This is a genomic window from Natronococcus sp. (genome assembly GCF_047921035.1).
Taxonomy (GTDB): Archaea; Halobacteriota; Halobacteria; order Halobacteriales; family Natrialbaceae; genus Natronococcus.
The window spans coordinates 85,380-105,586 of sequence record NZ_JBLRWX010000001.1 but is presented as its reverse complement, the minus strand read 5'-3'; the positions used below and the strand labels follow the sequence as shown (position 1 = coordinate 105,586).

The 20,207-nt window shown below is 67.9% G+C and carries 21 protein-coding genes; 14 read left to right on the top strand and 7 right to left on the bottom strand.

Going from position 1 to position 20,207, the window contains the following annotated elements:
• The first annotated feature begins 2 nt into the window (after positions 1-2).
• Together ACNA7R_RS00555 and ACNA7R_RS00550 are read left to right on the top strand one after the other, a co-directional pair.
• A complete protein-coding gene (locus ACNA7R_RS00555; RefSeq protein ID WP_416281573.1) occupies positions 3-1,121 on the top strand; it encodes a hypothetical protein in 1,119 nt (372 codons plus the stop codon).
• Positions 1,122-1,234: 113 nt separating this feature from the next.
• Positions 1,235-1,918, top strand: a complete 684-nt coding sequence (locus ACNA7R_RS00550) for a phosphoglycolate phosphatase (RefSeq protein ID WP_416281572.1) — start codon at positions 1,235-1,237, stop codon at positions 1,916-1,918.
• Positions 1,919-2,531: 613 nt separating this feature from the next.
• Here ACNA7R_RS00550 and ACNA7R_RS00545 read toward each other — a convergent pair.
• The 3 genes from ACNA7R_RS00545 to ACNA7R_RS00535 all read right to left on the bottom strand — a co-directional run bounded on the left by ACNA7R_RS00545 (position 2,532) and on the right by ACNA7R_RS00535 (position 5,069).
• Positions 2,532-3,356: an ABC transporter ATP-binding protein gene (locus tag ACNA7R_RS00545; protein ID WP_416281571.1), complete on the bottom strand. Its 825-nt coding sequence runs from the start codon at positions 3,354-3,356 to the stop codon at positions 2,532-2,534.
• A 2-nt stretch (positions 3,357-3,358) separates the two neighbouring features.
• Complete coding sequence (locus ACNA7R_RS00540) at positions 3,359-4,594, bottom strand: hypothetical protein (RefSeq protein WP_416281570.1); 1,236 nt, start codon at positions 4,592-4,594, stop codon at positions 3,359-3,361.
• 133 nt (positions 4,595-4,727) lie between these two features.
• Positions 4,728-5,069 (bottom strand): carboxymuconolactone decarboxylase family protein, encoded by a 342-nt coding sequence (locus ACNA7R_RS00535; RefSeq protein WP_416281569.1) that lies wholly within the window; start codon positions 5,067-5,069, stop codon positions 4,728-4,730.
• 130 nt (positions 5,070-5,199) lie between these two features.
• Here ACNA7R_RS00535 and ACNA7R_RS00530 point away from each other — a divergent pair, with 130 nt between their 5' ends.
• The 4 genes from ACNA7R_RS00530 (at position 5,200) to ribB (ending at position 8,202) form a co-directional block, all read left to right on the top strand.
• The gene (locus ACNA7R_RS00530; protein ID WP_416281568.1) at positions 5,200-5,505 is read left to right on the top strand and encodes a hypothetical protein; all 306 of its coding nucleotides are present in this window, start codon (positions 5,200-5,202) and stop codon (positions 5,503-5,505) included.
• An 81-nt stretch (positions 5,506-5,586) separates the two neighbouring features.
• Complete coding sequence (gene twy1 / locus ACNA7R_RS00525) at positions 5,587-6,618, top strand: 4-demethylwyosine synthase TYW1 (protein ID WP_416281566.1); 1,032 nt, start codon at positions 5,587-5,589, stop codon at positions 6,616-6,618.
• Between the two features lie 187 nt (positions 6,619-6,805).
• On the top strand, positions 6,806-7,513 hold the full coding sequence (locus tag ACNA7R_RS00520; RefSeq protein WP_416281565.1) for a DUF120 domain-containing protein: 708 nt from the start codon (positions 6,806-6,808) through the stop codon (positions 7,511-7,513).
• On the top strand, positions 7,510-8,202 hold the full coding sequence (gene ribB, locus ACNA7R_RS00515; RefSeq protein ID WP_416281564.1) for a 3,4-dihydroxy-2-butanone-4-phosphate synthase: 693 nt from the start codon (positions 7,510-7,512) through the stop codon (positions 8,200-8,202). The genes ACNA7R_RS00520 and ribB overlap by 4 nt, the downstream gene beginning before the upstream one ends.
• Positions 8,203-8,292: 90 nt before the next feature.
• Here the strand turns inward: ribB and ACNA7R_RS00510 are convergent, their stop codons facing one another.
• Entirely contained in the window at positions 8,293-8,643 is a 351-nt protein-coding gene (locus ACNA7R_RS00510; protein WP_416281563.1) for a hypothetical protein, read from the bottom strand.
• Positions 8,644-8,778: 135 nt separating this feature from the next.
• Here ACNA7R_RS00510 and ACNA7R_RS00505 point away from each other — a divergent pair, with 135 nt between their 5' ends.
• The 4 genes from ACNA7R_RS00505 (at position 8,779) to ACNA7R_RS00490 (ending at position 13,720) form a co-directional block, all read left to right on the top strand.
• The gene (locus ACNA7R_RS00505; RefSeq protein WP_416281562.1) at positions 8,779-9,306 is read left to right on the top strand and encodes a winged helix-turn-helix transcriptional regulator; all 528 of its coding nucleotides are present in this window, start codon (positions 8,779-8,781) and stop codon (positions 9,304-9,306) included.
• 139 nt (positions 9,307-9,445) lie between these two features.
• Positions 9,446-10,654: a hypothetical protein gene (locus ACNA7R_RS00500; protein ID WP_416281561.1), complete on the top strand. Its 1,209-nt coding sequence runs from the start codon at positions 9,446-9,448 to the stop codon at positions 10,652-10,654.
• 3 nt (positions 10,655-10,657) lie between these two features.
• On the top strand, positions 10,658-12,691 hold the full coding sequence (locus ACNA7R_RS00495) for a copper resistance protein CopC (protein WP_416281560.1): 2,034 nt from the start codon (positions 10,658-10,660) through the stop codon (positions 12,689-12,691).
• Positions 12,692-12,790: 99 nt separating this feature from the next.
• Complete coding sequence (locus ACNA7R_RS00490) at positions 12,791-13,720, top strand: branched-chain amino acid transaminase (protein WP_416281559.1); 930 nt, start codon at positions 12,791-12,793, stop codon at positions 13,718-13,720.
• 197 nt (positions 13,721-13,917) lie between these two features.
• On the opposite strand, the gene ACNA7R_RS00485 is transcribed toward ACNA7R_RS00490, so the two are convergent.
• The 3 genes from ACNA7R_RS00485 to ACNA7R_RS00475 all read right to left on the bottom strand — a co-directional run bounded on the left by ACNA7R_RS00485 (position 13,918) and on the right by ACNA7R_RS00475 (position 16,049).
• A complete protein-coding gene (locus ACNA7R_RS00485) occupies positions 13,918-14,355 on the bottom strand; it encodes a hypothetical protein (protein WP_416281558.1) in 438 nt (145 codons plus the stop codon).
• A gap of 100 nt (positions 14,356-14,455) precedes the next feature.
• Complete coding sequence (locus ACNA7R_RS00480) at positions 14,456-15,172, bottom strand: DUF502 domain-containing protein (RefSeq protein WP_416281557.1); 717 nt, start codon at positions 15,170-15,172, stop codon at positions 14,456-14,458.
• A 40-nt stretch (positions 15,173-15,212) separates the two neighbouring features.
• A complete protein-coding gene (locus ACNA7R_RS00475; protein WP_416281556.1) occupies positions 15,213-16,049 on the bottom strand; it encodes a proline dehydrogenase family protein in 837 nt (278 codons plus the stop codon).
• A gap of 106 nt (positions 16,050-16,155) precedes the next feature.
• Here ACNA7R_RS00475 and ACNA7R_RS00470 point away from each other — a divergent pair, with 106 nt between their 5' ends.
• From ACNA7R_RS00470 to ACNA7R_RS00455, 4 genes are all read left to right on the top strand, one after another.
• Positions 16,156-16,701 (top strand): CDP-2,3-bis-(O-geranylgeranyl)-sn-glycerol synthase, encoded by a 546-nt coding sequence (locus ACNA7R_RS00470; RefSeq protein WP_416281555.1) that lies wholly within the window; start codon positions 16,156-16,158, stop codon positions 16,699-16,701.
• Between the two features lie 234 nt (positions 16,702-16,935).
• A complete protein-coding gene (locus tag ACNA7R_RS00465) occupies positions 16,936-18,318 on the top strand; it encodes an aspartate aminotransferase family protein (RefSeq protein ID WP_416281554.1) in 1,383 nt (460 codons plus the stop codon).
• Positions 18,319-18,329: 11 nt separating this feature from the next.
• Positions 18,330-18,725, top strand: a complete 396-nt coding sequence (locus ACNA7R_RS00460; protein ID WP_416281553.1) for a Rid family detoxifying hydrolase — start codon at positions 18,330-18,332, stop codon at positions 18,723-18,725.
• Between the two features lie 96 nt (positions 18,726-18,821).
• Positions 18,822-20,153, top strand: a complete 1,332-nt coding sequence (locus tag ACNA7R_RS00455) for an amidohydrolase (protein ID WP_416281552.1) — start codon at positions 18,822-18,824, stop codon at positions 20,151-20,153.
• Positions 20,154-20,207 lie beyond the last annotated feature (54 nt).

Sequence of the window (20,207 nt, the reverse complement as noted above, 5' to 3'; positions counted from 1 at the left end):
GCATGCTCGACGCGCTCCTCGACCTCGCCGAGATCATCGCCGCGTTCGGCGGGGGCGCCTTCGGCGCCGCGCTCGGGCCGCTCCCGGCGTTTATTTTCACCGGCTTCATGGTGATCGCCGGCGAGGCCGCGACGCTCGTCGATCCCGAGGCGGCCGCGATCACCGACCAGGTCGCGTTCGGACCGCCGTTCTCGCCGGCGATTAGCTTCGCCGGCGGTGTCGCGGCGACGGCCTACGCCGCCCGCCGAGGGTATATGGACACCGGCTTCGACTACCACGAGGCCAAGAACATCGCCTACGCGCTCGGGACGAAACCCGACGTGCTCGCGGTCGGCGGCGCGTTCGGTATCCTGGGTTACTGGCTCGTCACGCTCTCGGCCGAACTCGGGATGCCCTACGACCCGATCGCGATGGGCGTCGTCCTTTCGGCCTTCGCCCACCGGCTGATCCTCGGTTACAGCATCATCGGGAAGGTTCGCGGCGCGAACATCCTCGACATGGGCCCCTTCGAGCGCGAGGAGATGCGCGTCATCGGCGAGTCCGCGACCGACGGCGGCGAGGCGGCCGACCGCGCGGAGGGGAAGCCGACCGCCGCCGCGGCGCCGCAGAAAGAACGGCTCAAGGTCGAGCCGTGGCTCCCTCACCAGTACAAGTGGGGCCACGTCGCGATGATCGGCCTCGCGGCGGGGATCCTCGGCGCCTACGTCGGGATCGTAACCGGCAGCGCGTTCCTCGGGTTCGGGATCAGCGCGGCGTCGCTGGTCTTCCTGAACTGCGGCGTCGAGAAGATCCCGGTGACCCACCACATCACGCTACCGGCCGCGACCGCCGCGCTGGCGGTCTACGTCCCCGGTGACGGCGGCGTCGCGGAGGGCGCCCCGGTCGCCTACGACGGCGGCGCGCTGCTGGCGGGAACCGGCGCCGAGGCCGCCCTGATCGTCGGCCTCGTGGTCGGCGTGATCGCTGCGCTGTTCGGCGAGGTCTTCCAGCGGGTGTTCTTCGCCCACGGCGACACTCACGTCGACCCGCCCGCGGCGGCGATCGTCTTCGGGACGTTCCTCGTCGCGATCCTGTACGTCCTCGGCGTCTTCCCGACGACGGTATGGGTCCCGTGGTTCTGATCGCTCGCTGAGCCTTCCTTCGGTTTTATCGCCGCGTTCGACGCGCTCGAGCGATCGCACTCGCGCTCGTTCGGATCCGTTCGCTTTAGGCGACCGCGGCCCGACCTCCCGGCATGACCGCCGACCCGCCGCTGGTTCTCGACATCGACGGCACCCTGACCCGCCCCGACCGGTGGGGGATCGACCCGCGCGTCTTCGACCCGATCCGCGACTGGGAGGCCCCGGTCGTGATCGCCACCGGGAAGGCGTTCCCCTACCCCGTCGCGCTCTGTCACTTCGTCGGCGTCCCCGAACTCGTCGTCGCCGAGAACGGCGGCGTCGTCTACACCGGCGACGACGTCTTCTTCACCGCCGACCGGGAGGCAGCCCAGGCCGTCGCCGAGCGCTACCGGGGCGCGGGCTACGAACTGGGCTGGGGCGAGGAGGACACCGTCAACCGCTGGCGCGAGACCGAGGTCGCGATCAACCTCGAGCAACCGATCGAACCCCTCCGGGAGATCGCCGCCGAGTACGGCCTCGAGGTCGTCGACACCGGCTACGCCTACCACGTCAAGGATACGGATCCGAACAAGGGCGACGGGGTCGAGACGATCGCCGACCACGTCGGCTTCGACCTCGCCGAGACCGTCGCGGTCGGGGACTCGATCAACGACGTCTCGACGTTCGAGGCCGTCGGTCGGAGCTTTGCGGTGGCAAACGCCGACGCGGCCGCGACCGAGGCGGCCGACGAGGTGCTCGAGGAGGTCCACGCCGACGGGACGCTGTCGGTGCTCGAGCGCGTTCGCGGGAGTCGATAACGCTCGAACCTGTTCGGCCCGCGGACCTACGTCGACGAGGGGAGCTTCCGGCGGTTCGTCTGGAACGAGTTTCAACCGACCGAATAACGCTCGGTGGCGCGCGCTGTCGGCCGTCCGAACGCCAGAGAGGACGGTCGACAATGTTGCGCGAGGGACGAACGAGCGCAGCGAGTGAGTCGGCTGGGGAGGGCGTGGCGATCCCCTGTGTTCGCGTGAGCAGGACTACCACTCGTCGGTATGACCGCGAAAGCCCCTGGCCCGCTCGCGATCACTGCGTCTGCTCACAGGTCACGGACCCGTTCACGGTTCACTTCGTTCCCCGTTCACATCGCGGTTCTCGCTCGCTGCGTTCGCTCCGAACCGCGCACCGTTCACATGGTATGTGAGACCGAAGGTCTGGCGCTATTCGCTTTTCGAGGCACTCGCATACTTGCACCTCGAGACGCTCGAGCGCTCGACAGCACAGCGCCACCGCAGGAGGACTGATCGGCCCGAGTTCAGTTTGACAACTGATACGTAGATCACCTATACCGGACAACGTTTTCGCTCGCTCGAGCGCGTCGATACACGCGAGTGACTCGCCTGAGCGACGACACCGGCTCAAGATCCCCTCTCACTCGGTTTCGCTCGTCACCTCGAGAAAGACGTCCTCGAGCGTCGGGTCCGCGCCGGACTCCAGGCGCTCGAGCAGCTCCTCGGGCGCCCCCGACTCGACGAGCCGTCCCTCGTAGAGAATTCCGACGTCGGTGGCGATCCGTTCGACGACGGGGAGGACGTGCGTCGAGAGGAAGACGGTCGTCCCGTTCGCCGCCAGCTCCGTCAGTAGCTCCCGAACCGTGCGCGCGGCCCGCGGATCCAGCCCGGAGGTCGGCTCGTCGAGAAAGACCACGTCGGGATCGGAGAGGATCGCCTGGATGAGCCCCGTCTTCTGGCGCATCCCCTTCGAGTACGTGACGATCCGGTCGTCGGCGTCCGCGGCGAGCTCGAGTCGCTCGAGCAGTTCGTCCAGCCGATCCTCGACCTCGCCGGGAGTCATCCCGCAGAGGCCGCCGTAGTGCTCGAGCTGCTCGCGGGCCGTCAGCTGCTCGTAGATCGGCGGCGACTCGGGGAGGTAGCCGATGCGGTCGACCAGCGCCTCCCGGTCCGTGATCGGGACGCCCGCGACGGTCCCGGAACCGCTCGTCGGGGTCGCCAGCGCGGTTAGCAGTCGAATCGTCGTCGTCTTGCCGGCGCCGTTCGGGCCGAGAAAGCCGTAGATCGAACCGGGCTCGACCTCGAGCGTGAGGCCGTCGACGGCGGTCGTGTCGCCGTAGCGCTTCGTGAGGGCGTTCGCGACGACGGCCGGCTCGCCGTTCAGCTCGTCACACGGATCGTCGGGGTCGCCGTTCGGCTCGTCGCTCGGATCGTCGGAGGTGTCGTCGTTCGATTGCCGTGTCATGATCACTCGAGTCGGTAGTCGCGGTAGCGGTCGACGGCGACCCGAAACGCGAGCCTCGAGACGCCGACCGCGAGGACGATCGAGACGACGCCGAAGTTCTTCGCCAGCCCCGAAAACGCCCCCCAACCCGGCTCCGAGTACGCCGGTCCGTCGGTGAAGAAGCCGGAAACGGGGACGAGATCGGCGCGGTCGACGTCCAGTTCGATCGCGGCATTGACTGTCGCGGTACACGCACAGAGCGCGACGCCCGTCACCGCGAGCGCGCCCGTCTCCGCGAGGCTCGCGTCGCTGACGATCCCGAGGGGAACGACCACGAGGACGACGAGCGGAACGCCGAGCAGGAGGCTCGCAAGGACCAGTCCCCCGACGAACTGCCGTCCTCGGACCGTCGTGAGCAGCATCGGGAGGACGCGGTAGGCGCTCCCGATCGTCTCGGCGGTGAAGACGATGCCACTCGCCGCTCCGAGGCCGAACACCACCAGCAGGAAGCCGGGGGTTCCGAGCAGGGCGCCGAACACCGGCAGTCCGACCAGGGCGACGAACAGGAGGACGTACCCCGTCGACAGCAGTCCCCTGGGAGCGCGTCGCTCCGCGAGCAACCGCTCCCGGGCGACGGTGAGCGTCGGCCGCGAAACGGAGCCGCCCAGCAGGCGTTCCAGTCGGCCGCCGCCGGCCAGCGAGCGCGAGTCCGAGGGGATCGTCGACCGCGTCGAACCGACGGGGTCGGTCACCCAGAGACGCCGGGCAAAGACGGTTGTCGAGCCTAGCAACGCCGGGACGACGACCGCGACGGCGCTGACCGCGGCCAGCGCGCGAAGCGGTTCGACCCCAGTGGCCTCACCGGCCCCCAGGAACGCGAGGTCGACCAGCAGCGCCAGCGGCAGCCACTCGAGCCACGCTCCCAGCGCCGCGGCCGACACCGACAGCTCCCGGAGGAGGAACCACAGCGCCACGAGCGGCACCCAGCCGAACAGGACGAGGAGGTCCCGGTACAGGCCGCCCCGCGCCAGCCGTCGGCCGACGAGCGAGCCCGCGAGCCTACCTGCGACGCCGACCGCGACGGCCAGCGCTGTGAGCGCCACAATTGCGGCGACGGCGGAGAGGGCGATCCACGGCGTCCCGGCACCGAGCGCGAGCCCGATGGCGACGCCGACGGTCGGAAGCGCGACCGCGACGCCGACTCGAGCGTCCGAATTCGCGTTCGTGGCGTCGCCACTCGATCCGGGCGATCCGCCCACCGTCGCCGAGCCAGCCGTCGAACATCCGATCGGTTCTCGAGCGAACGTGCAAACGCAGCGCACATATCTCTTTACCTACAGCTTCGCTCGAGCGCGGTCGCGAAAAAACAGCGGAAACCGGTCGTCCGTTACGTCAGGCTTCGTCCTCGTCCGTGAGATCCTCGATCCAGCTGATCGCGGCCATCGCCTGCGGGAAGCCGAGCGTCGGGATCGAGAGCGCGGCGACCTGTTTCAGCGCCTCGGGGTCGACGTCCTCGTCTAACCCGCGGCGAACGTGGGAGTGGACGGCTCCCTCCGATTGGGCGCCGATCGAGAGCGCGAGTTTGACGAGCCGTTTCGTCTCGTCGTCGATCGGGCCGGCCTCGGAGCAGGCCTCGCCGAGGTCGGCGTACGCCTCCCAGACCTCGGGGTAGTCGTCTGCGAACTCGCCCGCCGTCGACGGCAGTTCGTCGGGATCGTCTATTTGATCGGCCATCTGTGTGCGAGACGTTAGCCCGAATCGACAAGATAGTTCTGCCGGAACCCGATCGGTGGGAACCGCGGGAGCGGGGACTCGAGCGAGCGGTCGCAGAACGCTTTTCTATCGACCACCCCGTCTCTCGAGTATGGACGGATTGGACGTCGCGGTGGGGGCCTTCGGCCTCAGTGGAACGGCCGCGATCTTCGCGCTCGTTCACCGGGACGCGATCGGCCAGGGGATCTCCCGGCCGCGGCTGTGGGCCGGGATCGCGGCGATCCCGTTCCTGCTCGGGATCGGGCTCTACCTGTTCACTCCGGCGCCGATGACGGGCGTGATCATGACGGCCAACACGGGGATCGTCCTTTACACGTTCGAGCGCGAGATCGCCAGCGAGAGCGACGAGGACGACGGCGAGTCGGTCGAACCCGGAACGCTGCCCGATCGGAAGTGACGCCCTCGAATCATCCCCTCGTTCTCGAGTAGTTCCCGACACCACACGGCTTTTGCCCGCGCCGCCGAAAGGGAGGCCAACATGAGCGACTCCGCGGATCCCGCGACCGGGTCGGGGACGCCCGAGGCCGACGACGGGGAGACCGACGACACCCCCGCGCAGGTCTCGAGCCCGAACTACCACAGCGAGAACCACACCGCGGCCCAGACCTGCGGCTGGACGGCCAACGCCCTCCGCGGGGAGGGGCGGTGTTACAAGAACGTCTTCTACGGCATCCAGTCCCACCGCTGCATCCAGATGACGCCGGTGGTCAAGTGCAACGAGCGCTGCGTCTTCTGCTGGCGCGACCACCGGGGCCACGCCTACGAACTGGGCGACGTCGAGTGGGACGACCCCGAGGCGGTCGTCGACGCCTCGATCCGACTGCAAAAGAAGCTGCTGTCGGGGTTCGGCGGGAACGACGAGGTCCCCCGCGAGGTGTTCGAGGAGGCGATGGAGCCCCGTCACGTCGCCATCTCGCTGGACGGCGAGCCGACGCTGTACCCCTACCTGCCGGAGCTGCTCGAGGCCTTCCACGACCGGGATATCACCACCTTCCTCGTCTCGAACGGCACCCGTCCCGAGGTGCTCCGGGAGTGCGATCCGACCCAGCTGTACGTCAGCGTCGACGCCGCCGAGCGCCACACCTTCGACCGGGTGGTCAAGCCCGTCGAGGACGACGCCTGGGAGCGCCTGCTCGAGACGATGGACGTCCTCCGCGAAAAGGACGAAACGCGGACCGTCCTGCGGACGACGCTGGTCAAGGGCGAGAACATGCACCACCCCGACTGGTACGCCGGCTTCTACCAGCAGGCCGACCCGGACTTCATCGAATTGAAGGCGTACATGCACGTCGGCCACTCCCAGGGGCGGCTCGACCGCTCGTCGATGCCCGACCACGAGGAGGTCGTCGACTTCACCGAGCGGGTACGGGAGTACATGCCCGAGTTCACCGAACTGCGGGGCGTCCCGCCCTCGCGGGTGACGCTGCTCGCGAAGGACGAGGAGACGTGGGTGCCGAAACTCGAGCAGGGGAGCGAGTTCTGGGCGCGCGATCCCGTCACGGGGGATTGAGCCGACTGTCAACTCGTACAGTCGATCCGTCGACGCACCCGGCGGCGAAGGTGTTAGCCGGAGGCCTTTTACCGACGTCGGGCTGACGTGCAGTACGAACCGAATAAACGGCCGCCAACTGCATCACAGTTCTGTTACGCGTTCCATATCCGATACGCTTTTGAGCACCCCTGCGAAATCCCTAGGTATGTCAGTGACAGCCGAGTCCGCCGTCGGCCACGACGAACTCGCCGTTCTCAAACTGCTCGCGCTCGAGGGCGGACTCGAGGGCGACGTCAAGATCTCCTGTTCCCGCCTCGCGGACCGACTCGAGGCGTCGAACCAGACGGCCTCGCGCCGGCTCCAGCGCCTCGAAGCGTCCGACCTGCTCGAGCGCGACACGGTCAGCGACGGCCAGTGGGTCGCGGTTACGGACGCGGGCGAACGCGCCCTTCACGCCGAGTACGAGGACTACCGTCGCATCTTCGAGACCGACCCGGAGGTCGAACTCGAGGGGACCGTCACCAGCGGGATGGGCGAGGGGCGCCACTACATCTCGCTGTCGGGGTACAAACGCCAGTTCGCCGATCGGCTGGGGTACGAGCCGTTCCCCGGGACGCTGAACGTCGACCTCCGGGAGGACAGCGTCCGCCGACGGAGCGCGATGGCCTCCCTCGAGCCGGTGCCGATCGACGGCTGGGAGGACGAGGACCGGACCTACGGTCCCGCGGTCTGTCACCCGGCGACCGTCGAGACCGCAGACGGCGACAGCTACGAGGAGGCCCACATCATCGCCCCCGAACGCACCCACCACGACGAGGACCAGCTGGAAGTCATCGCCCCGGAGAAGCTCCGTGAGGAACTCGATCTCGAGGACGGAGACCGCGTGACGGTCTCCGTGGGTGATCGCCGATGACCGGGCGCCACGCCAGCGCGAACGCCGGCGCGGGGTCGCAGGCGCCGACGGCGTTCGAACGCGCCCTCGAGTCGCTGCGAGCGGGCGAGCCGGTGTTGGTCCACGACGCGGCCGACCGGGAGGGCGAAACCGACATCATCTACCACGCCGATGCGGTCACGCCCGACGCCGTCGCCCACATGCGAAACGACGCCGGCGGGCTGGTCTGCGTCGCCCTCACCCACGAGATTGCCGAGGCGTTCGACCTCCCCTTTTACACCGAGGAGATCGACCACCCCGCCGCGGCCGACCACGAACTCGGCTACGACGAGCGCTCGTCGTTCTCGCTGACGGTCAACCACCGCGACACCTACACCGGGATCACCGACGCGGATCGCTCGCTGACGATCCGGACCCTGGGCGAGGCCGCGGCCGAGCCGTCGGCGACGGAGTTCGCGACCGAGTTTCGGGTCCCCGGTCACGTCCACCTGCTGAAAGCGGCTCCCGACCTGCTCGCCCAGCGGGAGGGCCACACCGAACTCGGCCTCGCGCTCGCCGACGCCGCCGACCTCCCGCCCGCGGTCGTCGTCTGTGAGATGTTAGACGACCAGACCGGCGAGGCGCTGACCCCCGCCGACGCCCGCGGCTACGCCGACCGCCACGACTACGTCTACCTCGAGGGCCGGGACGTCCTCGAGCGGCTGAGCTGAGGTCTCCTCGTCCGATCTGGTGGACGTTTCCTCCGGTACAACCGCCGCTCGGGTCGCGGTTGGGCCGGTACTGACGTACAGTAAACCGTATCAGTCGCCGTCGCTCTCGACCGACGTTCGGTCGGCACCGGGACCGCTGCGGTACACCGCGTAGAGGACGAGAACGGCGATCGAGAAGTCGACACCGTGCTCGAGGAGGTGGTGAAACGTCATCGGCACGAGCCCGAAGACGGTTCCCAGTCCGACGATCGATCGCGTGGCGAGCAACCCGAGCGCGATCGTAATCAGCAGATACCGCGTCGACCGCCGTCGAGAGTAGGCGACGACCCCGAGGCAGAACAGCACCGCCGTTCCGGCGACCGCGAGCACGATGACGGCGAGCAGGACGGGCGTCAGCTGGGGGTCCACCCACTCGACGTCGAACGGGTTCGTGTGCTGCATCTCCGTTGGTAGACCTCGAACGGAGAGTCACCTATGTGCTTCGATCGAAAAACAGGGTTATAGTCGTCCGGAACGGAACGCCGGTACGAACCGCGGACGGCGAAGCGGGAGCCGACACCGTTCGCTCCACTCACAATGACAGAGACGAGACGACAGATCAGAGCGCACGTCCACGCAAACGCCGGGATCCACTTCAACGAACTCGTCAGGGAGTCGTCGTTCGCACCGGGGCAGATCCAGTACCACGTCCGCCGATTGATCGACGACGGCGAACTCGTTCGCGGGGAGTTCTACGGTCGAACCCACTACTACCCGCCGGAGTACGACGAACGCGAGCGGGCGATGCTGGCGGTGTTCCGGCGCGAAACCGCCCGTGGGATCGTCGTCCACCTGATCGAGCACGAGCCGACGGGACCGAGTGGGGTCGCCGACGCGCTCGAGATCGCCCGGAGCACGCTCGAGTACCACCTCGAGCGACTCGTCGAACGGGGGGTCGTCGAGAAGACCTACGACGAGCGCAACCGTGTCGTCCTCCGACTCGCGAACCGCGAACGCACCGCGGCGTTGCTGTCGACGGTCGAGCCGACGGTTCCGGATCGCCTGCTGGACCGGTTCACCCGCCTCGTCGACGATCTGCTCGAGGGCGGCCCGGGCTCGGGGTAGCGCCGAGCGTCGACGGCCCGGTCTCGATCGCCCGGGGACGAGAGGCGCATCTCTCCTGTGACAGGTGATTTCGAGAGTCGTACCCTGATTTCGACGATCGCACCAGAAGGAACGTAGTCGACCGTGAGGAGAGTCGAGTATGGACCGATCGGTCACGCGACGGCGTTTCGCACAGGTAGCTGGAAGCGGACTCGTCGTCGGTATCGCGGGCTGTGCCGGTGAGGATGGCGACGACGAGGAATCGGAGACCGACGGCGAGAACGGCGACGGCGAGGGACTGATCTACGCCTTCGCCCCGAACGCGATCGCGGTCATCGATCCCGAGGACGGCGAGGTCGTCGACGAGATCACCGACGGACTCGAGGACGAGGGATGGGGCGACCCGCGGATCACGGCCGACTACAGCGAGATCTACGTCCTCAGAGAGTCGCCGTCGCAGGTGCTCGTCATCGACACCGAGAACCACGAGATCGTCGACGAGGTCGATATCGGCCCGGATCCGACGCACATGTATCACCCGAACGACGACGAGATGTGGGCTCACGCCGACGACGAGGGCACGTTCTACGTCATCGACACCGACTCCCACGAGGTCACCGAGATCGTCGAGTCGGGGCTCGAAGCGGAGGGCCACGGCAAGCTGCTCTACCACGAGGACATGGGCTCGATGGGCTACGCGACGAACGTCAACGACCCTGCGGCGCTGATCATGGACCTCGAGGAGTACGAGCGAACCGATTACATCGAACTCGAGAACGAGGAGGAGGGAACTCACTACAAGGCCTACGCCCCCGAGACGGAGCTGGCGTACTTCGAGCACGGAGACGAGACCGCCGTCGTCGACACCGAGAGCGACGAGGTCGTCGAGTACCTCGACTTCGCGGGCGGGATGTACCTCTCGCCCGACGAGGAGGTCCTGGGCGTTCTCGACGGGAACAGCGTTCGGTTTCTCGACGCAACCAGCGAGGACAGCGAGGAGCTCGCGGTCGTCGAGGTCGACGAAGGCCCGGACGCGCTCCGCTACCACGAGAGCGAGGACGGAACGCTGTACGCCTACACGGCCCACACTCGGACCGATCAGGCGTCGGTCATCGACGTCGAGGCCGGCGAGGTCGTCGAGACGGTCGAGATCGGCGACATCGAGCGCCCCGAGGGAGCACAGCACCTCCACCGGACCGGCGTCGCCGGGGGCGGCTACTTCGTCAGCCCCGCTGACGCCGACGGTACTGTCGCCGTCGTCGACATGGACGCCCAGGACGCCGTCGCACAGGTCGAGGTCGAGGAGGGCGTCGACACGGTCCAGTACGTCGGCGACTCCGGGACCGGCTACACAGGCAAGCTCCGCTAACCGATGCCGTCGAACTCGTCGCTCGCCGGGCGCGGATCGCGAACCCGCACCTCGCTCCTCGCGGCGGTACTGGCGTGTCTCGTCGTCGCCGGCCTCGCGATCGCTCTCGTCGCGACCCCGGTCGCGGCCCACGCCTACCTCAGCGAGTCGGATCCGGCGAACGGCGAACAGCTCGAGACACCTCCGGATGCCGTCACGCTGTTCTTCTCGGGCGACGGGATCGTCAACGCCGATGTCTCCGTCCAGGGGCCCGACGGCGAGGACGTCGCCGGCGAACCCGAGATCGATCCCGACGATAGCCAGATCGTTCGCGTGCCGATCGAGGGCGCCGACGAGGAGGGGATGTACGCCGTCGACTGGGAGATCCTCGCCGACGACGGCCACACCACGTCGGGCTCGTTCTTCTTTGCCGTCGGCGACGAACCCCTCGACCGCGACGCGGTGCTCGAGGCCCAGGAGGGCGACGAGACCGACGAGTCGATCTCGCCGATCGAGGCGGGCTCGAAGGGGCTGTTGCTCGTCGGGATCGTCGGACTGGTCGGGATTCCGGTGACCGCAGCCGTCGCCGCCGGCCCGGTCTTCGCTCGGAATACCGGCGATCGGCGGGCCTCCCTCGACCGACGAATCGGTCGACTGCTCGTCGGCGCCGCGGTTCTCACCCTCGCGAGCGCACTCGTGCTCGGGCTCGTCCGGAGTACGAGCCTGGGTCCGCTTTCGGTCGACACCCTCACCCAGTTCCTCGAGACGCCGCTCGGGCAGGCCTGGCTCGCCCAGCTGGTCGTGGCGGTACTCGTCACCGCGGTCGTCGTCCGGCGGAGTCGAGGTGGTGCCCGCGGATCCGCGCTTGCCGGCACGTTCGTCGGGGCGCTCGCCCTCGCGGGAACGGTCGCCTGGACGAGCCACTCGGCGACGGCGATCGATCGCCTCCAGGGAACGATCGTCGACGTCGTTCACATCGTCGGTGCCGGGCTCTGGATCGGCGGCCTGGCGGTGCTCGCTCTCGCCGTCGTTCCGACGGCCCGGGAGGCCGCGGTCGGCGACCGAACCGCCCTCGTCGCCGACACGATCCGGCGATTTTCCGTCCTCGCACTGGGCGGTGTCACCCTCGTTGTAGCGACGGGATTCGTCCTCGCCTCCTGGCACGTTCCCGAAGCGGACGGCCTCACCGAGACGACGTACGGGCTCGCCCTCGTCGCGAAGCTGGCACTCGTCGCCCTCGCACTCGGGCTCGGGGGCGCGACGCGGTTCGTCCTCCTGGGACGGCTCGAGTCCTCCCGTCCCGTCAGCTCGGCCGGATCCTCGAGACCGACGACCACCGACGGCGGAACCGACGCCCGCGAAGCCGACGGCCGGTTGCGAACGACCGTCCGGACCGTCCGGCTCGAGCTAGCCGTTCTGGTCGCCGTATTGCTCCTCTCCGGGCTGCTCACGTCGGCGCCGACGGCGGCCGTCGCCGGCGCGGACGACGACCTCGTCGAGTCGACGATCGAACGCGAGTACGACGACGGGCTCCTCGAGATCGCCGCGGTCCCGGCCGCAGAAGAGGGCGACGGGGACGACTACTTCGTGCTCGAGGCCGACGAACCGATCGTCTTCGAGGTGGCGTTCCTCGACGACGACGGGGAGCCGATGGCCTCGGAGCAGCCCGTTCGGTTGCTCGCGAGCAGCGAGGACGGAACCGAGATCGAGGTCGAACTCGAGGAGACCGACGACGGCGCCTACGCGACGGTCCAGCCGCTCCCCGCCGCGGGCCACTGGGACCTGCGCGTCACCGGCGCGCCCGACGGCTCGTACGTGAGCGAGTGGATCGACGCGATCGCGGTCTCGGGCGACGAGCACGCGGATCACGACCACGGCGACGATGCCGCCGATCCCGATGCGGAGCACGATCACGACGAGCACGATCACGGCGCGGACCACGACGACGGAAGCGAGGATTCGCCGTTCGTCGTCCTCCTGCAGTTCGGCGCGGTCGCGGTCGCGGTCGTCGGGGCCGTCGCCGTCGCGCTCGAGGCGGTTCGGCTCCGGGATCGGTAACGGACCCTGTCGGTCGCAACACGTTCCTTACCCGTCGCCCGGCGGCACTTCTCCGGTCAATCGCGAACGTTCATTACGGAGGGCTCCGTCCCCCCGTCCATGGGATTCGACGAGATGGACGTCGACACGATCTGGATGGACGGGGAGTTCGTTGACTGGGACGACGCGCAGATTCACGTCCTCACGCACGCCCTCCACTACGGAAGCGGGATCTTCGAGGGGGCGCGCTGCTACGACACCGAGGAGGGGCCCGCGATCTTTCGCTGGGACGCCCACCTCGAGCGGCTCTACCAGTCCGCCAAACCGTACGAGATGGAGATCGGCCACGACGCCGAGGAGCTGACCGAGGCGACGCTCGAACTCGTCCGGAGCCAGGACCTGGCCTCGTGTTACATCCGTCCGGTCGCCTTCTACGGCTACGATAGCCTCGGCGTGAGCCCGAGCGACTGCCCGACCCGGATCGCGATCGCCGCCTGGCCGTGGGGGACCTACCTCGGCGAGGACGCCCTCGAGAACGGGATCGAGGTGATGGTCTCCTCCTGGCGGAAACACGCCTCGAGCCAGATTCCGACGAACGCGAAGACGACGGGGCTGTACGTCAACAGCATGCTCGCCGGCGAGGAGGCCCGCCGGAACGGCTACGCCGAGGCGATCGTGCTGAACAAGGAAGGCGACGTCGCGGAAGGGCCCGGCGAGAACATCTTCATGGTTCGGGACGGCGAGATCTACACGCCGGGGCTCTCGGAGTCGATCCTCGACGGCATCACCCGCAAGACCGTCATCACGCTCGCGGAGGATCTGGGGTACACCGTCCACGACAGAGCCTCGATCTCGCGGGGCGAACTCAACACCGCCGACGAACTGTTCTTCACCGGCTCGGCGGCCGAGGTCACGCCCATCCGGAAGGTCGACAACGTCGTCATCGGGGACGGCGACCGCGGCCCGGTTACCGAGGAGATCCAGTCGAAGTTCTTCGAGGTCGTCGAGCGTCGTACCGACGAGTACGACGAGTGGTTCACGTACGTTTAGGAACCGCCCTCTGTTCTGCGGTCTTTCGCGCTATGCGGCAGCGACGCCGCTCTAGCAGCGTCGATCTCGAGAAGTCGGAAAGAAGACGGCTTGAGAGCTCCGCGTGACGCGTGAGTCTGCCGTAGCAGGTACCAACCGAACGCCTTTCGTGAGGACGTTCGTCGGCCCAGTTTCGGACTCGCTCGTCAGGGCGGCCCTCACTCGGTAGTCGACACCTCGAGGACCATCTCGTCGCCGTCCTCGAGCGTGTACTCGGTCGGGTCGACCGATTCGCCGTCGACCAGAAACGTCATTTCGGTGCTGGCGTCGGCCTCGTCGTAGGTGTCGCCGTCGTGCTCGAGGACGTAGTCGTCGCCGACCGTTTCGAACGAGAAGTACGGCAGCAGGTCGATCCCTTCGGCGAACGTGACCCGTTCCTCGCCCTCCATGTACCACTGATCGCTGCCCTCGTGGAGGTGGAAGTCCATCGAGTGGTTTTCGGCGTGTTCGGCCTGGTACCGATCCTCGGAGAGGTTCACCGGCTCGCCGTCGATCACGATCTCGATCTCGCCGCGGTCGTCGACCTCGTCGTCGGAGAGACAACCGGCAAGCACGGCGAGGCTCGAGGCTCCGGCGAGAACCGCTCGTCGTTGCATAGTCGATCGGAGGGGGGCGCCGGCTCAAAAGGTTCTGGTTTCCCTGTCGAACGGGCTCGCGGCCGACGTTCTCGAGAACGGCTTCGACGGGTGTTCGCGGTCAGTCCTCGAGCCGCCCCTTCTTGGCGTCGGTCTCCCCACCGTCGGTCGTCGCCTCGTCGACGACGTCGATCGAGACGCCGGCTCCCATGTCCCGGTTTCGGCTCGAGTCGCCGAAGCCGGCACTCAGCACGCGGGTCAGGGCGTCCTCGACGTCCTCGTCGAGTTCGGTGATCCGGCTGGACTCGACCTCGATGACGAACCCGGTCGTGATGTTCGGCGACGTCGGCAGAAAGAGGACCTCGCGGCCGTCCTCGGTCACCTTCCCGGTCTTGAACGCGGTCATTCGAAGCCCCTCCCAGGTCTCGAGCTTGACGGGTTTCTGCAGGGAGTCCTGCTCGCCGAAGGCGGTCTCGGCGGCCATCTTCGAGGCGTTGTAGACGACTCGGATCACCGGCACGCGGTTGGCGACGTTGTCGACCAGCCGTTCGACCAGCCCGCCGACGGTCGTCCGCATGAGGTAGCCGACCGAGAACGTCAGGATCACCAGGACCGTCAGCGCGACGATCACCCGGAGGAACTGGGCGATCTCCTCGCGGGTCTGCTGGGCCTGGGCGCCCTCGCCGGGGATCAGCGGCCGGAGCGCGGCCTCGTCGAGGATCAGCCCCGGAGTCAGCCCTGCGATGAGCCCGTAGAGCCAGTAGATGACGTAGAGGGTCACGAGGATGGGGCCGAGGACGATCAGCCCGCTCGCGAAGTCCCGCTTCCACGAAGCCATTGTCCGTCATCTCTCACCAGGGGCTAATGAGCCCTTTCCTTTACCGACCCAGAACCGCCCGAACCGCGAACCAGAGGTTCTCCTTGCGTTCCATCGCCCGGCGGTAGAAGTACGACATCCAGCGGTCGCCGTAGGGGACGTACTGGTAGACCTCGTACTCCTCGGCGAGTTCGAACTGGGCGTCGTCGCGCACGCCCATCAGCATCTGGATCTCGAAGCCGGTGCCGTACTCCTCGTGGAGTTCGATCGCGCGGTCGATCATCGCCGGATCGTGGCTGCCGATCGCGATCCCGCCCTCGAACTGTTCGAAGGCGTACTCGAGCAGGGCCTCGTACTCCCGGTTGACGGCCTCTTTGTCCTTGTAGGCGATCTCGGCCGGCTCGTCGTAGGCGCCCTTGACGAACCGGACCTTCCCGGGGATGTCCGCGAGCCGCCTCACGTCCTCCCGGGTCCGTTTGAGGTTCGCCTGAACGCAGACGCCCACCCCTCCCCCGTGCTCCCGCGCCAGCTCCTCGTAGGCGTCGAGGGTCGCGTCCGTCGTCGTGTGATCTTCCATGTCGATCCAGACGAACACGCCCCGGTCGGCCGCCGCGTCGACGATCCCCTCGAGGTTCTCCCGGAAGACGTCCTCGCCCAGATCGAGCCCGATCTGGGAGGGTTTGACCGACACCGTCGCCTCGAGGTCGGACCGCGCGATGTCCGCGACGAGTTCGCGGTACTCGTGGGCGTCGGCGGCGGCGGCCTCGCGGTCGTCGTAGTGTTCCCCCAGCAGGTTCACGATCGCCTTCACGTTCCGTTCGTTCAGCTGGCGAACGTGCTCGAGGGCCTCGGCTGGTCCCTCCCCGGCGACGAATCGGCCCGCGACTGGTAGCATCATACGGTAACTACGTCGCCGAGCTTATATGGAGCTGATGTTATCGACGGCGCGACGGGTCGGGGACGAACCACCCCCGATTAAGACCTGCGGGTTCGTCCCGCCGAACATGGCAGTACTCGAGACGATCGTCGTCGCCTTCTGGGCGATGTTGCCGGCCTACGTTCCCAACAACGCCGCGGTGTTGGCCGGCGGCGGTCGGCCGATCGACGGCGGACGGACGTGGGGCGACAAGCGCGTACTCGGCGACGGGAAGACCTGGCGGGGAACCGCCGCGGGGATCCTCGCGGGCGTGCTCCTCGCGGGCGCGCTGACCCTCGTCGCCGACGACGTGAGCGCGGCGTCCGGGATCGACGTCCCGGCGTTTACGCCGCTGGCGGCACTCGGCCTCGCCGCGGGGGCGATGCTCGGCGACATCACGGCCTCGTTTCTCAAGCGCCGAACCGGGCGCCAGCGCGGCGCGATGTTCCCCGGACTGGACCAGCTCGATTTCGTCGTCGTCTCGCTTCCGCTGACGGCGCTACTGGCAACCGAGTGGTTCTTCGAGGTGTTCACGTGGGGCGTAATCGCCGTCGTCGTCGTCCTCACGCCGATCCTCCACGTCACGACGAACATGATCGCCTACCAGCTCGGACTGAAGGACGAACCCTGGTAACCGCTCGAGTCGAGGGGATCCGTTCTCCCGTCCCGTTCCCGCGGCGGTTCGGCGACGCCTTTCGTCCCGTTTATATCCTCGTTCGTCCTCGGTAGTGAACGTCTAGCGACACCGATTCCCGTGTACGCCCGTCGTCCGCGCGGCTCGACCGCCGGTTATCGAACCGATTTCTGTGTACGTCCTCTATAGTTACTGTGGACAAATTATTTATCACTGTTCCTCCTGGCCCTACGTATGACGAGCAGTCCACCGATCGACGAACTCCACTACGACGAGGCACCGAACGTCGACAGCGTCCCAGGCCAGCGCTCGCGGGAACTACTCGAGAAGCAACGCGAGATCGACAGCAGCGCGGTCGCCTACCCCGAGGACATCCCGGTCGCGTTCGAGGAGGGCTCGGGCGCGACGGTCCGTGACGTCGACGGAAACACCTACATCGACATGTTCGCGGGCATCGGCGTGCTCAACGTCGGCCACGCGAACCCCTACGTGCTCGAGGCCGTCCACGAGCAGGCCGACAAGCTTGTTCACACGGTCGACTTCCCGACCGAGGCCCGCCTCGAGCTGATCGAGAAACTCGACGAGATCGCTCCCTCGGGACTGCAGGGCAACCAGAAGGTCGTCTTCGGCGGCCCGACCGGCAGCGACGCCATCGAGGCCTCGATCAAGCTCTCGAAGTACAACACGGGCGGCGACGGCCTGATCGCGTTCCGCGGCGCGTACCACGGCGCGACGACCGGCGCGATGAGCGTCACCTCGAACAAGAGCTTCAAGGAACACTACACGCCGCTGCTGCCCGACGTCGTCCACGCGCCGTATCCCAACCCGTTCGAGCAGGGCAAGGAGCCCCAGGAGGCCGTCGACCACGCCCTCGAGGAGGTCCAGGCGATTCTCGAGGATCCCTACGGCGGACTGGCGAACCCCGCGGGAATGATCGTCGAACCGATTCAGGGCGAGGGCGGCGTCATCACTCCCCCGGAGGGATTCCTGCAGGGACTGCGCGACCTCGCGGACGACAACGACGTCACGCTCGTCTTCGACGAGATCCAGAGCGGCTTCGGCCGCACCGGCGAGTGGTGGGCCAGCGATTGGGCCGACGTCACGCCGGACGTCATGACCTCGGCGAAGGCGCTTGGCGGCGTCGGCTTCCCGCTGTCGGCGACGATGTACCACGAGGACCTCGACACGTGGGGTTCGGGCGACCACGCCGGCACCTACCGTGGCCACGTCGTCGCGATGCGGGCCGGCAGCCGCGCCATCGAGTACATTCAGGACCACGACCTGCTGGCTCACGGCCGCGAACTGGGCACGTACATCCGCGATCGGCTCCGGGAGGTCGCCGACGGGAACGACCACCTCGGCGACGTCCGCGGCCAGGGGCTGTTCATCGGCGCCGAGTTCGTCGATAGCGACGGCGCGCCGGCCGACGATCTCGTCGACGAGATCCAGCAGTACTGCTTCGAGCACGGCGTGCTCGTCTGGTCGGCCGGCCGCCACGGCAACGTCCTCCGACTGCTGCCGCCGCTGGTGCTCACCCGGGAGCTCGCGGAGACGGCGCTCGACGTTATCGCCGACGCGATCGAACACGCGACCGCCGAAACCAAACAGACGGCCTGACGCTCCGAACGATGTCCGACACCGAACCCATCAGTACCGACGGCGCACCGAACAACGACAACCCCTACTCGCAAGGCGTCCGCGCCGGGGACACGCTCCACGTCTCGGGCTACGGCCCCGTCGATCCCGACACGGGTGAGGCCGTCGACGGCGACATCGAGGCCCAGACCGACCGCGTCCTCGAGAACATCGCCGCGGTCGTCGACGAGGCCGGCGGCGACGGCCTCGCCGACGTCGTGAAGGTGACTGTCTACCTCACCGATCTCGAGGACTACGAGCGGGTCAACGAGGCCTACGGGGAGAAGTTCGGCGACGAGCCGCCCGCCAGGGTCTGCGTCGAGGTCTCGAGGCTGCCCGAGGATGTCCGGGTCGAGATGGACGCGACCGCCTACCTCGGCTCGCAGTAGGTTCGGATTCGGTTTCCGTTTTCGGGTCGAGCTGATTCGAACCGAATCCCGCTATTGACTACCGTTAAGTGTACCGGCTTCTTACCGCCACGAAAGATGGTGTACGACGTTCGAAGCAGGGTATCGGAGCTCAGACGGGAGTTCCACCGATGTCCGGAGCCGGGGTGGCGCGAGTTTCGGACGACGGCCCGAATCGTCGAGGAACTCGAGCGGATCGGCGTCGACGAGATCGCCGTCGGCCGCGAGGCGCTCTCGACCGACCAGCGGATGGCGGTCCCCGAGGTGAGCGAGCTCGAGCCCTGGCTCGAACGCGCCCGCGAGGCGGGGGTTCGCGAGGACGTCCTCGAGCGGACGGCGGACGGCCACACCGGCGTGGTCGGCGTCCTCGAGCGCGGCGACGGGCCGACGATCGGGCTCCGGGTCGACATGGACGGGATCTCGATGACCGAGTCCGATCTGGCCGAGCACCGCCCCGCGGCGGAGGGGTTTCGCTCGGAACACGAGGGGTACATGCACGCCTGCGGCCACGACGCCCACATCGCGATGGCGCTGGGAACGATCGAGGCGATCGCGGGAAGCGATGAGCGACTCGACGAGTCGCGATCCTCGTCGGAGCGGGGTTCCGACGGCGATTTCTCGGGGACGCTGAAGGTCTTCTTCCAGCCCGCCGAGGAGATCTCGGGCGGCGGGAAGGCGATGGCCGAGGGGGGCTATCTCGAGGACGTCGACTACCTGTTGGCGCTCCACGTCGGGCTCGACCACCCGACGGGCGAGATCGTCGCCGGCGTCGAGAAGCCGCTGGCGATGGCCCACCTGACGGCGACGTTCGAGGGGGCGAGCGCCCACGCGGGGAAGGCGCCCAACGAGGGCGGCAACGCGATGCAGGCCGCGGCGACGGCGATCCAGAACGCCTACGCGATCCCCCGACACAGCGACGGGCAGACCCGCGTCAACGTCGGCCGAATCGAAGGCGGCACCGCGAGCAACGTTATCGCCGAGGAGATCACGATCGACGCCGAGGTCCGCGGCGAGACGACGGGGCTGATGGAGTACATGCGGACCGAACTCGAGCGGGTGCTGTACGCGGCCGCGGAGATGCACGACTGCGACGTCACGCCGCGGGTCATCAGCGAGTCACCGCGGGCCGACAGCCACCCCGCCTTGCGCGAACTGATCGGCTCGGTCGCCCGCGAGGTCGAGGGGGTCGACCGGGTGATCCCCTCGACGGAGTTCGGCGTCAGCGAGGACGTCACCTACCTGATGAACCGCGTTCAGGACGACGGCGGGCTCGCCTCGTACCTGCTCGTGGGGACCGATCACCCGACCAACCACCACACGCCGACGTTCGACGTCGACGAACGAAGCCTCGAGATCGGCGTCGGCGTGCTCTCGGAGACGATCGCCGAACTCTCCCGACGACCGATCTGACGCGCTCGCGACCCGCAGAACTATCGGATACCCGTCACGTTGTGCGGATCAGAA